This window comes from Victivallis vadensis (assembly GCF_003096415.1).
GTDB lineage: Bacteria > Verrucomicrobiota > Lentisphaeria > Victivallales > Victivallaceae > Victivallis > Victivallis vadensis.
In genome coordinates this window covers 90,970-105,044 of sequence record NZ_QEKH01000003.1, presented here as the reverse complement: position 1 = coordinate 105,044, position 14,075 = coordinate 90,970, and the positions used below count along the sequence as shown (strand labels likewise).

The 14,075-nt window shown below is 60.6% G+C and carries 10 protein-coding genes; 7 read left to right on the top strand and 3 right to left on the bottom strand.

All coding sequences use genetic code 11. The features are described 5' to 3' along the window. Nucleotides 1–27 precede the first annotated feature (27 nt). Nucleotides 28–2,322, top strand: coding sequence for a sodium:solute symporter family protein (locus tag C8D82_RS02710; RefSeq protein ID WP_116882732.1), 2,295 nt, complete (start codon nt 28–30; stop codon nt 2,320–2,322). A gap of 92 nt (nt 2,323–2,414) precedes the next feature. Here C8D82_RS02710 and C8D82_RS02705 read toward each other — a convergent pair whose 3' ends face one another. Next, nucleotides 2,415–3,335, bottom strand: coding sequence for a helix-turn-helix domain-containing protein (locus tag C8D82_RS02705; protein ID WP_116882731.1), 921 nt, complete (start codon nt 3,333–3,335; stop codon nt 2,415–2,417). Between the two features lie 132 nt (nt 3,336–3,467). Here C8D82_RS02705 and C8D82_RS02700 point away from each other — a divergent pair, with 132 nt between their 5' ends. Together C8D82_RS02700 and dgoD are read left to right on the top strand one after the other, a co-directional pair. Next, on the top strand, nt 3,468–4,211 hold the full coding sequence (locus C8D82_RS02700) for an SDR family NAD(P)-dependent oxidoreductase (protein ID WP_116882730.1): 744 nt from the start codon (nt 3,468–3,470) through the stop codon (nt 4,209–4,211). A 16-nt stretch (nt 4,212–4,227) separates the two neighbouring features. Next, nucleotides 4,228–5,400, top strand: a complete 1,173-nt coding sequence (gene dgoD / locus C8D82_RS02695; RefSeq protein ID WP_116882729.1) for a galactonate dehydratase — start codon at nt 4,228–4,230, stop codon at nt 5,398–5,400. A gap of 66 nt (nt 5,401–5,466) precedes the next feature. On the opposite strand, the gene C8D82_RS02690 is transcribed toward dgoD, so the two are convergent. Further along, nucleotides 5,467–6,393 carry a DUF6159 family protein gene (locus C8D82_RS02690; protein WP_116882728.1) on the bottom strand — a complete coding sequence of 309 codons (927 nt, stop codon included), beginning with the start codon at nt 6,391–6,393 and terminating at the stop codon, nt 5,467–5,469. Between the two features lie 120 nt (nt 6,394–6,513). Beyond that, nucleotides 6,514–8,598 carry a transketolase gene (gene tkt, locus C8D82_RS02685; RefSeq protein ID WP_116882727.1) on the bottom strand — a complete coding sequence of 695 codons (2,085 nt, stop codon included), beginning with the start codon at nt 8,596–8,598 and terminating at the stop codon, nt 6,514–6,516. Nucleotides 8,599–8,724: 126 nt separating this feature from the next. Here tkt and ruvB point away from each other — a divergent pair, with 126 nt between their 5' ends. The 4 genes from ruvB to C8D82_RS02665 all read left to right on the top strand — a co-directional run bounded on the left by ruvB (nt 8,725) and on the right by C8D82_RS02665 (nt 14,045). Next, nucleotides 8,725–9,750, top strand: coding sequence for a Holliday junction branch migration DNA helicase RuvB (ruvB, locus tag C8D82_RS02680; RefSeq protein WP_116882726.1), 1,026 nt, complete (start codon nt 8,725–8,727; stop codon nt 9,748–9,750). A 190-nt stretch (nt 9,751–9,940) separates the two neighbouring features. After that, on the top strand, nt 9,941–10,660 hold the full coding sequence (locus C8D82_RS02675; RefSeq protein WP_133245029.1) for a zinc ribbon domain-containing protein: 720 nt from the start codon (nt 9,941–9,943) through the stop codon (nt 10,658–10,660). A gap of 6 nt (nt 10,661–10,666) precedes the next feature. Continuing rightward, nucleotides 10,667–11,932 carry an AlbA family DNA-binding domain-containing protein gene (locus C8D82_RS02670; RefSeq protein ID WP_116882724.1) on the top strand — a complete coding sequence of 422 codons (1,266 nt, stop codon included), beginning with the start codon at nt 10,667–10,669 and terminating at the stop codon, nt 11,930–11,932. 7 nt (nt 11,933–11,939) lie between these two features. Further along, nucleotides 11,940–14,045 carry an ATP-dependent DNA helicase gene (locus C8D82_RS02665; RefSeq protein ID WP_165832792.1) on the top strand — a complete coding sequence of 702 codons (2,106 nt, stop codon included), beginning with the start codon at nt 11,940–11,942 and terminating at the stop codon, nt 14,043–14,045. Nucleotides 14,046–14,075: the final 30 nt, after the last annotated feature.

Sequence of the window (14,075 nt, the reverse complement as noted above, 5' to 3'; positions counted from 1 at the left end):
GTCTTTTCGCAACCGGAAAGTATTATCATGAGTTGGATTGACTGGATTATTCTTCTGCTTCCGTTGATGTTCGTTATCTACATGGGTCATCGTTCCCGCCGTTACGTCAAGGGAGTCGCCGACTTTCTGGCGGCGGGACGGATCTGCGGCCGTTACGTGATCTGCGTTGCCGATGTGGTCGGCGCATTGGCGGTCGTCACGCTGGTGGCGCAGGTCGAAGCCAATTACCAGACGGGTTTTGCCCTTACCTTCTGGAACCAGCTGCTTGCCCCGCTCGGCATCGTCATGGCTCTGACCGGCTATTGCACTTATCGTTACCGGGAAACCCGGGCCATGTCGCTGGGGCAGTTTCTGGAAATGCGGTACAGCCGCAACTTCCGCATTTTCGCTTCCGCACTGCGTACTTTCTCCGAGACGATCTGCAACATGATCGTGCCGGCGGTATCGGCCCGTTTTTTCATCTGCCTGCTCGGCCTGCCTTTTCAGGTGAAGCTTTTCGGCTTTGAAATCTCCACTTTTGCGCTGATCGTGATCGGGGTGCTGACGCTGGCGCTTTTCATCATCTGGTGCGGCGGCACGGTGGCGCTGATCATCACCGACGCACTGCAGGCGATCCTGAGTTATCCGATTCTTACGGTGCTGGTGATTTTTGTACTGTGCAACTTTTCCTGGTTCGACCAGATCGCCCCGGTCATGGCCGACCGGATTCCCGGCGAAAGTTTCCTGAATCCTTATGACATACAGTCTCTGCGCGATTTCAATCTGTTCGCCTTGATCGTCACGCTGATGAGCAGCATCCTCAACCGGGCCAGCTGGATCGGCGCCGGAGCCACGGCCGCGGGGCGTACTCCGCACGAACAGAAAATGGCCGGCGTACTCGGAGCATGGCGCAACGGTTTTGCCATCATCTTCTATTTCCTGATGGGGGCGGTGGTCATCACCGTGCTCACGCACGCGGATTTTTCTGCGAAGGCGAGGGAAATCCGCCGGAATCTTTCCGGCCGGGCCGCGGAGGAGGTGATCGACGATGCCGGACTCCGGCGGAAATACATCGCGGCGGCGGAGGCATTGCCGGAAACGCATCATGAAATCGGCGTGGACGAGCCTTATTCCCAACTCCGCAATCCGGATACTCCCTATCTGGATACGGCGCTTTCGGTACTCCGCGAAGGGGAAAACGGCAATGCAAAATTTCAGGAATTCCGGACTTTGTATTTTCAGCAGATGCTGCCGATAACGATCCGTCATGTGCTGCCGGTCGGCCTCATCGGGCTTTTTGCGCTGCTGATGATCATGCTGATGCTCTCCACCGACGACAGCCGTATTTTCAGCGGCGCCCTGACCCTGGTTCAGGATGTGATCCTGCCGGTTTACGGCAAGGCGCTTCCGCCACGGACGCATCTTCTGGCGCTGCGCCTTGCGGCAGTCGGAATCGGCGTGATTTTCTTTCTGGGGTCTTTCTGCATGGCTCAGCTGGATTACATCAACCTTTTCTGCGTGATCACCACCAGCATCTGGCTGGGCGGCGCGGGGCCGGTGATGATCGGAGGGCTGTATTCCCGTTTCGGCAATACGGCGGGAGCCTACGCGTCTCTGATTGTCGGAACCGTGGTTTCCGGCGGAGGAATCCTCATGCAGCGGAACTGGGCCGATTCCATTTATCCGTGGCTCGAACGGGTGGGATGGCAGGAAAACATCGGCGCCGTTCTGGAGGCGGTTTCGGGACCTTTCCACCCTTACGTCGTCTGGCGGATGGATGCCATAAAATTTCCGATCAACTCCAACGAACTTTTTTTCATTGCAATGTTGCTCGGCATCGCGGCTTACTGCGCCGTTTCCCTGCTGACTTTCAAGGAAAAGTTCAATCTGGACCGGATGCTTCACCGCGGCATTTACAGTGACGGAGGAGAAAGCCGGAAAACGGAGCCGAATTTCCGATCTGTTTTTTCCAGGCTGATCGGCATTGACGAAAATTACACCCGGGGCGACAAAGTAATCGCCTGGAGTGTATTCGCCTATTCCTTCGTCTATTCCTTCGTCGTGATGTTCGCCGGTGTATTCGTCTGGAATGCGATCCGCCCGTGGCCCATGCTGTGGTGGAGCTGGTATTTCTTCATCTTCAACCTGATTGTGCCGGGAATCGTGGCCTGTATTTCAACCGTATGGTTCATGATCGGCGGGATCGTCGATCTGCGCAGGATGCTCCGGGACCTGGCCGCGCGCACCGACAACCCGCTTGACGACGGACGCGTGGAAGGACACGTATCCCTGGCGGATATCAAAGAGTTCAAAATGCGGGAAGAATCCGGAAAGAGGCGATGACGCTTCAAACGGCGTGCCGGACACTCTGCCGATTCATGATGAAAAACGCCTCAGTTTCCATGCCGTCCGTAAAAACGGCATGACTTCTTCCTTCACACCCGGCGGGCGTTCGGCGGGAGGGCGCGGGCGCGTTCGAGCAGGTGGCCGGGAGCGTGTTTCCGGCGGTATTCGAGCGGCGTCATCCCGTAATGCTTCCGGAACACCTTCGCGAAATAGGCGCAATCCCCCAGCCGGACGAAAGCGGCGATATCCGCCGCCGTATAGCTGGTTTCCCGCAGCCGCCTCGCCGCCTCCTCCAGCTTCAGCTTCAGCACGAATCGCGCCGGGCTCACCTCGAAGTGCCGCCCCCAGCAGCGGAAAAACGAGCGGAGCGACAGGCCGTGCCTGTGCGCCAGCTCCTCATAGTCGATCTCATGGCGGAACGACTGTTTCAGGTACGACGCGATCGCCAGGATATCATCCCGGTGGAACTCCTGCCGATCCGGCGGCGCATTGCGTTCCAGCAGCAGTTCGCAAAGCAGTTCGTAGGCGGTCAGGTCCAGCCGGTCCAACGCGTTGCGCTCCATCGTATGCCCGAGCAGCTCCGTGAACCGGCGGATCAGAATCTCCAATTCCGGCGTCAGCCTGAACTCCCGGAAGAACTCCCCGTCCGGCGGGAAACCTCCCGTTTCCCGCAACGCCGCCAGCGTTTCCGGCGCATAGCTGAAATGCACCGCGTTCCGCGGCTGCACGTAGCTGTACCGCAAGTGGTGGAACGGATGCTTGAAAAACACATGCGGAAACCTCGTCCGGTAAATTCTACCGTCGATCTCGTCCACCGCCTCCGGCTCGGCGGAGGAGAGCCGCAGGCAGATTTCGATCCGGTCCGTGAAATAAAAATCGTTGACCGCCTTGCACTCCTCCACCGTCGCCCCCGCCCAGCATACCGGATAGGGAAAGCGCATCAGGCGCGGCCCATCCGTCGATAATTCAAATGACATCGTTTCCTCCCGGTCGTATCCGTTTACAAACATACCGCATTCCCGCGCAAATGCAAATCATATTGGCATAAAATTACCGTCCACTTTGGCAGAAGGTTCCTACGGATTTTTCCCGAAGTGTGGTATACTGACAGCAGGACCAACCAACAATGGAGGCATCAGCTTATGGAAAACCTGAAAGACCGCGTCGCCCTCGTCACCGGTTCCTCGCAGGGAATCGGCCGGGTGATCGCCCGGGAGCTCGCAACGGCCGGCTGCCGTGTGATTGTAAACTGCCGCAACGGGCACGACAAAGCCGAAGCCGTCGCTGCCGGACTCCGCGCCGACGGCGGAATGGCGGAAGTATACTGTTGCGACGTCTCCGACGAAGCGGCCGTCAATGCGATGTTCGCCGAACTCGGCCCCGTCGACATCCTCGTCAACAACGCCCGGCTCGATCCGTGGCAGCGCAAGCCGGAAATGAGCGAAGGCGAATGGTTCGACCGCGTGATGCGGGTCAACCTGAAGGGCGCTTTCCTCTGTTCGGAAGCGTTCTTCCGGCAGGCGCAGCCGCGCCGCTGGGGACGGATCGTGAACATCGCCTCGGTGCGCAGCTTCCGCCCGGCGGAGATGCACATGATCGCCTACGGCGTCTCCAAGCTCGGAATGCACGCGCTGACCCGCGCTTTCGCCCACAACGGCGCGCCTTTCAACATCACCGCCAACACCGTCTGTCCCGGCATGGTGATCACCGAGAACATCGACAAACGCCTGACGCCGGAAAAATATGCCGAGGAATCCGCCGCGATTCCGCTCGGGCGCGGCGCAACCGGCGAGGAAATCGCCGACGCGGTGCTTTTCCCGATCCGCAACGGTTACGTGACCGGCGAAACCATCAACATCAACGGCGGCATGTACTACGCACCGTAACAGAAAGCGGACAAAGATGAAAATCACCAGAGTCAGGACTTATCTGTGCAACTGCTTCCGTACCAACTGGGTATTCGTGAAGCTCGAAACCGATTCCGGCATCCACGGCTGGGGCGAGGCGACGCTCGAATACAAGGAGCCGACCGTCGCCGCCGCCATTCACGACCTCGAATATTACCTGATCGGCAGCGATCCGGCCAATGTGGAGAAGTTCCGGCACGACTGCTACCGCGACGCCTACTGGCGCGGCGGCCCGGTGCTGATGAGCGCGCTCGCGGGCGTTGAGATGGCGCTGTGGGACATCAAAGGCAAGGCGCTCGGAGTGCCGGTGTATGAACTCCTCGGCGGCAAGGTGCGCGACGCGGTGCCGGTCTACGTGAACGGCTGGTTCTCCCCGGCCAAAACGCCGGAGGAGTTTGCGGAAAAGGCGGTTGAAGTCCGCCGCTGCCGTTATCCCGGCTGCAAATGGGACCCCTTCGGCAAGGCGTGGCAGGAAATCGGCAAAAAGGAGCTGGAGAACGCCATCGAATGCGTTCGGCAGGTCTCGGAGGCGGCTGGCGGCGATGTGAAGCTGCTGATCGAGGGACACGGGCGCTTCAACATTCCGACCGCGGTGAAGATCGGCAGGCGGTTGGAGGAGTTCGACATCTACTGGTTCGAAGAGCCGCTGCCTCCGGACGACCTGCCGGGGATGCGCGAAGTCAAAGAGCGCGTCCGCATACCGCTCGCCGCCGGGGAACGGCTCTACAACCGCTATGAATACCGGCAGTTTTTCGACCTCAATTGCGCCGACTACATCCAGCCGGACGTCTCCCATGCGGGCGGACTGCTGGAGATGCGGTTTCTCGGCGCGGAAGCGGAAGCCCGCCACCTCGGCTTCTGCCCGCACAATCCCTCCGGCCCGGTCGCCAACGCGGCGACGCTGCAGCTGGCGGCATGTGTGCCGAACTTCATCCAACTGGAAATGATGATGACCGACGTGCCGTTCCGCGCCGAAATCTGCGACGAGGAGCTGACGCTGCGCAACGGCGAAATGGTGATCCCGACGCGTCCCGGCCTCGGGATCGACCTCGATGAAAAGGAACTGCTCAAGCATCCTTTCGTGCCGACGCAGCTGCGCCACTACCGCGGCGACCTGACCGCCATCCGCCCGCCCGACGCGGTCCGGTATTACCAACTGGAATTCTGAATACTCCCGTGCAGCCTACATGGGAGCTGGGATTTCGCTCCGAAAGGAGCGAAATCCCCGAGAGGTTTACTTTTTCATCTTGAACGCGCCGGCGATCTCATCTTCGGAGAAGTCCGCGCCCACCACATCGTATTGCGCATACAAATAAAGTGATGCCCGGTAGACCTGCTCCGCCACCATCACCAGATAACCGAGGACGAAGAGCCCGACCAGTCCGATGAACCAGACGACCGCACTGCCGATCATCACTGCCGGCACGCCGCCGGTCATCACGTTCACAGCGATCAACAGCGCGGTCAGCAACACCAGCAGTATTGTTCCCATGCCGGTGATGATCCGCAAACCGACGAATCCGGCGAGGGATTCCCCCCAGGTCTTTTTGATTGCAACGGCGGACAGCTTCAATGCCTGAAACGGATTGTCCAGCGCCGGATCGCACACCAGCGCCGGAATTGCGAAGGCCGAAGCCACCGCCCAGACCACGCCGATCAGCCTGATGATCAGTTTGCCGAGCAATCCGGCCCGTTCCGAAAGCATCGACAGGATCACGCCGACCGTCGAAGCCAGCAGCGACCACAGGAAGATCGCCTTGAAACGGCTCAGCGCATATCCGAAGCCGCGCCCGATCCTTACCGGTTCGCCGTAAATGCCGCGGATGATTTCACTGTAGAATGCGACGTTGCAGAAATTCGTCAACACCATCGTGACCAGATAGAACACCGCGAAAATCGCGACGCTGACAATCTGAACCAGCATCCCCGGTTCCTCCTCGGCGGATTCAGCGGATTCGGCGGCCGCCGCCATTGACTGCATCATTTCCGGATTGCTGCCGATAACCAGATAGGCCACCGTGCCGATGCCCGCGATGATCAGCAGGATCAGCGCGAACATCGCAAAAGCCGAAATCAGCGGAAAAATCAGCAGCTTACGCTCCTGATTGATCACCGCCAGCGACTTGCGAAAGATACTCCAACTGCGTGCCAATCTTCTCATACCATGCCCCTCCCTGTTGAAATATGAAAGAAAAAAGGACGCCCAACCCTACCGTCACCGGCCGGTTCGACGTCCTGAAGACACTGAATGATGCAGTGGTAGCGGAACTCGATACCCCCTTTACTTATGATCGTGCTCGCAGCCGCAATCGCCGCAGCCGCAGTCATCGTCCTCACAGCCGCAGCCGCAGCCGCAATCGTCGTCCTCCTCGGAGCAGATGAAGTGATCCTTGATCCGCTCGATCACCCCTTCCGGCGTGAAACCGAACTCTTTGGCCAGTACCTTGTACGGAGCCGACGCGCCGAAGTGGTCGAGGCCGATCGCCAGACCGTCGCGGCCGATGAAGCGGTGCCAGCCGAAGGTGCTGCCCGCCTCGATCGACACGTAGCACATACAGTCCGGCGGCAGCACCGAATCCTGATAGTCGTAATCCTGTTCGAGGAACAGCTCCTGACTCGGCATCGACACGATCCGCACGCCGACCCCGCTTTCGCGCAGGATCTTCGCCGCTTCCAGCGCGAGGTTCACTTCGGAACCGGTCGCGATAAAGACGATATCGGTCTCCTCATCGTCGCTGATTACGTAAGCTCCTTTGGAGACATCGACCTTCTTCGCGGTTTCCGCGTCGAAGGGAGTGAGATCCTGCCGGGTCAGCAGCAGCGCCACCGGGCCGTCTGCCTGCAATGCCGCCGCCCACGCCTGCGCCGTTTCGTGCGCTTCGGCCGGGCGGATCACGGTCAGCCCCGGAATGCTCCGCAGCATCGCGATCTGTTCGATCGGCTCGTGGGTCGGACCGTCTTCACCGACATAGAAGCTGTCGTGGGTGAACACGTAGATTTCATGCAGATGCTGCAGCGCGGCGAGGCGGATCGCCGGCTTCATATAATCGCTGAACACGAAGAAGGTCGAGGTATACGGGATCGCGGTGCCGTTCAGCGCCATGCCGTTGCCCGCCAGACCCATCGCGAATTCACGCACGCCGAAGTGCACATTGCGTCCCGCGTAATTGTCGCGCGAGAAATCCCCGCCGTCCTTCACGTTGCTCTTGGTCGACGGAGCGAGGTCCGCCGCGCCGCCGAAAAGCGCCGGAACCAGTTCCGCCGCCTTCTGCAGCACCGCGCCGGAAGTGGCACGCGTGGCGACCGGCTTCGACACGTCGATCACCTTGAGCAATTCGTCCTGGATATTCTCCGGAACCGTGCGGTTCAGGAAGGAGTAGATCAGCTTCGCCCGTTCGGAATCGGCTTCGAGGAACGCCTCAAACCGTTTCTCCCAGTCCGCGGCCTGCGCTTCCAGTTCTTCCGCGCGGGCGTGGCAGAACTCCTTCACCTCCTGCGGAACCGTGAACGGCTCAGCAGGCATATTCAGGTGTTTGCGCAGCGCCTCGACCTCTTCCGCGCCGAGCGGCTCGCCGTGAGCGCTCGCCTTTCCCTCTTTGTTCGGCGCGCCGAAGCCGATTCTGGTCTTGCCGATGATCAGGGTCGGACGGCCGTCGGATTCGACCGCCTGCGCCAGCGCCGCGTCGCACTTCGCGATGTCGTTGGCGTTGTCCACCTTGATTACACGCCAGTTGTAGGCGGCGAACCGGGCAGCGACATCCTCGCCGAACGCGAGGTCGGTGCTGCCTTCGATTGAAATCGAGTTGTCGTCGTAAAAGACGACCAGTTCATCCAGCGCGAGCGTGCCGGCCAGGGAAGCCGCTTCGCCGGTGCACCCTTCCATCATGCAGCCGTCGCCGGAGATCACGAAAATCTTATGATTCATCAGGCCGGTTTTGTCCAGCCCGGTACGCGCCGCAAAATTGCGGTTCGCGATCGCCATGCCGACCGCCGACGCGAAGCCGCTGCCCAGCGGGCCGGTGGTCACATCAACGCCGTCGGTGTGCCCGTATTCCGGATGGCCCGGCGTCTGGCTGCCCCACTGGCGGAACTCCCTGATGTCGTCGATGGAAAGGCCGAATTCAAAGAGATGCAGCAGCGAATAAAGCAACATGGAACCGTGTCCGGCGGAAAGCACGAAACGGTCGCGCCCGATCCATGCCGGATTCTTCGGATTGACGCGCAGGTACTTGCTCCACAGCGTCACCGCGAAATCCGCGCAGCCGAGCGGCATGCCGGGATGGCCCGACTTCGCTTTCTGGACCGCGTCGGCAGAAAGCATTCTGACGGTATTGGCAGCGAGCTGCGCTTTGGCTGAATCGAACATAATCTCTTAAAATCCTTTCTTTTTGATACCGGAATACTGGCAATTTCGGCAAACCGGAGCTATTTTCTTATACGGTATTCAATTTAACACAACAAGCACCGAAAAACAAGTGCTTTCTCGAGAAATATGACAGAGCGTTTCATCACTTCGACCCTGAACAAGAAAGATCCGGCGCGCGAAACCTCGCTCCGACCGCCGAAATTCGCAGATTTCCCCGGGCAGGACCGGGTCAAGGAGCAGCTGGAACTGTTCGTTCACGCCGCCAAGGCCCGCGAGGAGGCGCTCGACCACATCCTGCTGTGCGGCCCGCCGGGGCTCGGCAAGACCACGCTGGCTTACATCATCGCCAACGAGCGCGGCACCAATCTCAAAAGTTCGAGCGGTCCCGCGATCGAAAAGCCCGGTGATCTCGCCGGGCTGCTGACCGCGCTGGAGCCGGGCGACGTGCTTTTCATCGACGAAATCCACCGTCTCAATTCGACGGTCGAGGAATATTTGTACAGTGCGATGGAGGATTTCTTCATCGACATCATGATCGAACAGGGGGCGGGGGCGCGCTCGGTCCGCCTGACCGTACCGCACTTCACGCTGATCGGCGCGACCACCCGGCAGGGGATGATCTCCGCCCCGTTGCGTTCCCGCTTCGGGCTGAACATCCGGCTCGACTACTACGATGCGGAGAGCCTGAGCCGCATCCTGAAGCGTTCCGCCGGAATCCTCGACATCGACATCGACGACGACGGCGCGCGGCAGATCGCCGGGCGCTGCCGGGGAACCCCGCGCATCGCGAACAACCTGCTCCGCCGCGCCCGCGACTATGCGCAGGTGCGGGCGGATTCCGTAATCACCGGCAAGGTGGCGGAGGAGGCGCTGGAGATGCTGCAGATCGACCACGACGGCCTCGACGAAATGGACATCCGGATCCTCGAAACGATCATCGCCAGCTTCGGCGGCGGCCCGGTCGGACTCAAGAACATCGCGGTGTCGATCGGCGAAGAGGAGGATTCGATCGAGGACGTATATGAACCATTTCTGATCCAGAAAGGATATCTGGTACGCACCCCCAAGGGGCGCGTCGCGACTCCGAAAGCGTGGGACAAGGTCGGGATGAAGCCGCTACGTGGTTCCGACCGTCAGCCGGAGCTGTTTTAGAGCTTATAACTGATAAAGAAAGGTTATGACGCCGCGCCGAAATTTCAGCTGCGAAGTCTGAAAAAATCGGCGATCATGGAATTATCGATGATTTTTACGGACAAGCGGATGGATTTTCGCCGCAAGTCAGAACGTTTTGGCTTATCAATTGATAAGCTCTTAACCATTCAACCAAAGAGGGGTGATCGACATGCCGGCAAGATGGGTACAGGCGTTGTTGGAGGTGCAGGCGACGGACCTGCGGATTCGGGATCTGGAAACGCGCATGTCGCTGCTGCCCGGCGAACTCACCAAGCTCAAGGAAAAGCGCGACAAGGTGGCCGCCGGCACCGCCGCGGCTGCTGACGCCGCACGCAAAATCGAGCGTGCGATCAAGGCCAATGAGTCCGAAATCGCCCGGCTGACCGAGGAGAGCAAAAAGCTCCAGCAGCAGTCCGCGATGGTCAAGAAGAACACCGAATACCAGGCGATGCTCAACACCATCGCGCTGAACAAGAACAAAATCGGCGACCTTGAAGGCAAAGTGCTCGAACTAATGGACCAGTTCGAGGCGGCCAAGGTCAACTGCCGCAAGGTCAAGACCGCCAACGACGCGACCATCCAGACCATCCGCGGCGAATTCGAGGAGCTGGTCGCCTTCGCCGGGGAAGTCAAGGAGGAGATCAAAAAACTCCGCGAGAGCCGTCCCGGCATGATCCGCTTTGTGGACAATGACACTCTCGGGCGCTACAACGCGCTGCTCGGCGGCAAGAACGGCGGCACACCGCTGGTCAAGGTTGAAAACGGCATCTGCGGCAGCTGCCACTTGCGGGTTTCGCCGCAGGTGATGAACGATATCTCCAAAGGAGCGGTCACCTATTGCGCGAACTGCCAGCATCTGCTCTACGACGACGAGGCCCAGCCGGAATAAGCGCAAATGGACAAGACGCCGGAAAAATCCTCCAATGACCTGCGCGAGCTGGTTTACCGCGGAGTGGAGTCCGATGAACTGGACTACAAGGCCGCGCTGAACTGGACGGGCATGTCCCGCGCCGCCCGCGCCAAGATCGTCCGGCACTGCATCGCGCTGGCCAACACCAAGGGCGGCTACATCGTGGTCGGCGTCGGGGAGGACGCCTCCGGCCATCCGTCGGTCTATCAGGGGCTGACGCCCGAGCAGGCGCACGGTTTCGATCCTTCTACGGCGGGGCCTTTCATCAACCGTTACGTCGAACCGCCGATCGACTTCACGATCGAGCGCCCGGTGATCGACGGCAAGCGGTACGCGATCTTCGTGGTCCGCCCGTTCAAAAAACTGCCGCACGTCTGCACCGCCAGTATTGAAAACGAACTCCAGACCGGAGTGTTTTACATCCGCACCACCGACGCGTCGAGCCGCCCCGCCTACCGGGCGATCGAAATGCAGGCCCTGATTCAGCGTTCGCTGCGCAACCAGCGCGAGGAGCTGGGCCGGATGCTGCGCGGCATCCTGTACGAAAACCGTTCCGGGCTGCAGGAATCCGCCACCACACAGTTCGCGGATACGATCGCCAGCGCGCAGGTTTTCTTCCGCCGCCGCAAATCGCCTCCGCCGGGGATGCCGTCGCTGCTGCTCAATCTGTCGGTGGAACCGCCGACCTACAATCCGGAAGCCTTCACTCTGAGCCATATCCGCCGCGCGGTGGACAACGCGTGGACATTGCTGGCGGGTTCGGAGTTCATCCGGTTCGGCGACCTCTCCAAAGCCTACCTGACCAATGTGTCGCTGCGTTCGCTGCCGGAAAAGCAGCTCAAGATGTGGCAGGTTTTCAAAACCGGGCTGTTCCACTACATCGAATATCTGGAGGCGCCCGATCGCCGCGTCAGCTATGAGAATCTGGTCAAGGCGCTGGCGGAAGCGGTGTCGTTTCTCGGCAAACTTTATGCGGAACTGGGCTATGCCGAAGAACTGCTGACCATCCGGCTGACCATTTCCGGGACTGAAAACTTCAGTTTGCGGCCGAACGCCGACAGCGATGAGGAATTCCGCTGCCGGATACCGGAGGTCCGCATCGAAATGCGCCGCAGCGCCGCCGACCTCGCGACCGGTTTTGAAACCCACGCCCAGCGGCTGATCCGCGAATGCTGCGAACGGTTCAACCTGCCCGAACACTATCTGCAGAATCTGCCCCGGCTGATCCATGCCCATCTGGAGAGACGGTGACGCTGCGATGATCAAACCGATTGACGTGCCTTTCGAGCCGGAGGATGCCCCGGCCGCTTCCGCGACGGAACTCGACATTTCCTGCGAATTCGACGCCGCCGAGTTCGAGGAGCTTCCTCATGAGCTTGAAAGCGGAAACGCCCCGCCGCTGCTGCGTCCCGCCTGTGAGGAGTTTTTCGCCCCCGGCGGACCGCTCAAGCAGGCGGCGGAATACGGCGGCCGCCCCTATGAGTTCCGGCCGCAGCAGCTGGAGATGTCCACCGCGATCGCCGACGCGCTGACCGCGGGGGAAAACCTCTGCATCGAAGCTCCGACCGGAGTAGGCAAGAGCTTCGCCTATCTGGTGCCGCTGATCTACCGGGCGGTCCACTCGGGGCGTCCCGCCGTGGTCAGCACCGAAACCATCAATCTGCAGGAGCAGTTGATCGACAAAGACCTGCCGCTGCTGAAGCAGTTGACCGGCATCAACTTCAAGGCGGCGCTGGCCAAGGGGCGGCACAACTACCTGTGCCGCCGCCGGTTCGCGATGCTGAGCGGCGAACAGCGCGACACGCTGCTGCCCGCCGCCGGGCTGGCGGTGGATGTGACGCGGCTCGGCAAATGGATGCAGCGGACCACCGACGGCGAACGCGATTCGATCGACTTCCGGCTCGAACCGACCGTCTGGAGCATGGTGTGCAGCGAGGGGATCAACTGCCTCGGCCCCAAATGCGAATTTTTCCGCAACTGCTTCTACTACAAGGCGCGGCAGGCGTGGGAAGATGCCGACATCGTGGTCGCGAATCACGCGCTCTTTTTCACCGACCTCGGGATGCGGCTGGCCTCCGGCGGCAACGGCGCCGCCGGTTCGCTGCTGCCCAACTACGGCGCGGTGCTGATCGACGAAGCGCACACGCTCGAGGACAACGCGGCCGAACACCTCGGGCTGCACCTCTCCCGGATCGGCATCGTTTCCACGCTGAACCGGCTCTACAACCCGGAAGCGGCGCGCGGGCTGCTGATGCGCAAGGGAGCCGATCCGGAGCTGCGCGGCATCGTCGCCGACGCGCGGGACGAAGCCTACGGCTTCTTCAAGCACTTCGAGGATTTTCTGGCCGACCACCGGGAAACCGCGCTGGAGATCCAGCAGCCCGACCGTTTCCCGGACCGGCTGTCCCCCCATTTGCTGAAGCTCTCCAAGCTGCTGACCGACTACCTCGACGACATCGACGACGCCTCGTTCCGCACCGAACTTGACGCGCAACTGGTCCGCTGCCGGGAGTTCCTCAACGGCATCGACCACTTCACCCACAAGACGCTGCCGGACGCGGTTTACTACGCCGAAAGCGACCGCAATTCGATTTCGCTGCACGCGGCGCCGCTGAACGTCGCCGATATTCTGGCCGACGTGCTGTTCAACCAGGATTTTCCGGTGATGCTGTGCAGCGCGACGCTGACGGTGCGCCGGTCCTTCGACTATTTCGTGAACCGGACCGGCTTCTGCAACGGCCGCACGCTGCTGCTGGATTCGCCGTTCGGCTCCGACCAGGCGCACATCTACATTTCGCGCGGCATGCCCGATCCGAAGGATGACAACTTCAATGCGGCGCTGGCCGATGAGATTCCCCGTTTCGTGGAGGTCACGCAGGGGAAGGCTTTCGTGCTCTTCACCAGTTATGGAACGCTGCGGTACTGCGCCGACGCGCTGCGCGGTTACTTTCAGGAGAAAGGGTGGCAACTGCTGATTCAGGGCGAGAACCTGACCCGCACCGGATTGCTCCGCGAATTCAAGGAGGACGTGAATTCGGTGCTGTTCGGCACCGACAGCTTCTGGACCGGCGTGGATGTGCCGGGCGAAGCGTTGAGCAACGTGATCGTCACGAAGCTGCCCTTCGCGGTGCCGAGCCACCCGCTGATCGCGGCGCGCATGGCCCGGATCGAGCGGCAGGGCAAAAGCTCCTTTGCCGAATACAGTCTGCCGGAGGCGGTGCTGAAATTCCGGCAGGGAGCGGGACGGCTGATCCGCAGCCGCAGCGACCGCGGCATCATCGTGCTGCTGGACAAGCGGGTGATCTCCAAGAACTACGGCCGGATTTTCCTCGATTCACTGCCCTACAAATTTGAAATCGTCTGAAAAGGATGGTATACTTTCATACCACGAAAG

Excerpts from the sequence above, each read along its gene's own strand:
- C8D82_RS02710 (WP_116882732.1), top strand. The coding sequence starts at position 28 with ATGAGTTGGATTGACTGGATTATTCTTCTGCTTCCGTTGATGTTCGTT.
- C8D82_RS02705 (WP_116882731.1), bottom strand. The coding sequence starts at position 3,335 with ATGTTTGTAAACGGATACGACCGGGAGGAAACGATGTCATTTGAATTA.
- C8D82_RS02700 (WP_116882730.1), top strand. The coding sequence starts at position 3,468 with ATGGAAAACCTGAAAGACCGCGTCGCCCTCGTCACCGGTTCCTCGCAG.
- dgoD (WP_116882729.1), top strand. The coding sequence starts at position 4,228 with ATGAAAATCACCAGAGTCAGGACTTATCTGTGCAACTGCTTCCGTACC.
- C8D82_RS02690 (WP_116882728.1), bottom strand. The coding sequence starts at position 6,393 with ATGAGAAGATTGGCACGCAGTTGGAGTATCTTTCGCAAGTCGCTGGCG.
- tkt (WP_116882727.1), bottom strand. The coding sequence starts at position 8,598 with ATGTTCGATTCAGCCAAAGCGCAGCTCGCTGCCAATACCGTCAGAATG.
- ruvB (WP_116882726.1), top strand. The coding sequence starts at position 8,725 with ATGACAGAGCGTTTCATCACTTCGACCCTGAACAAGAAAGATCCGGCG.
- C8D82_RS02675 (WP_133245029.1), top strand. The coding sequence starts at position 9,941 with ATGCCGGCAAGATGGGTACAGGCGTTGTTGGAGGTGCAGGCGACGGAC.
- C8D82_RS02670 (WP_116882724.1), top strand. The coding sequence starts at position 10,667 with ATGGACAAGACGCCGGAAAAATCCTCCAATGACCTGCGCGAGCTGGTT.
- C8D82_RS02665 (WP_165832792.1), top strand. The coding sequence starts at position 11,940 with ATGATCAAACCGATTGACGTGCCTTTCGAGCCGGAGGATGCCCCGGCC.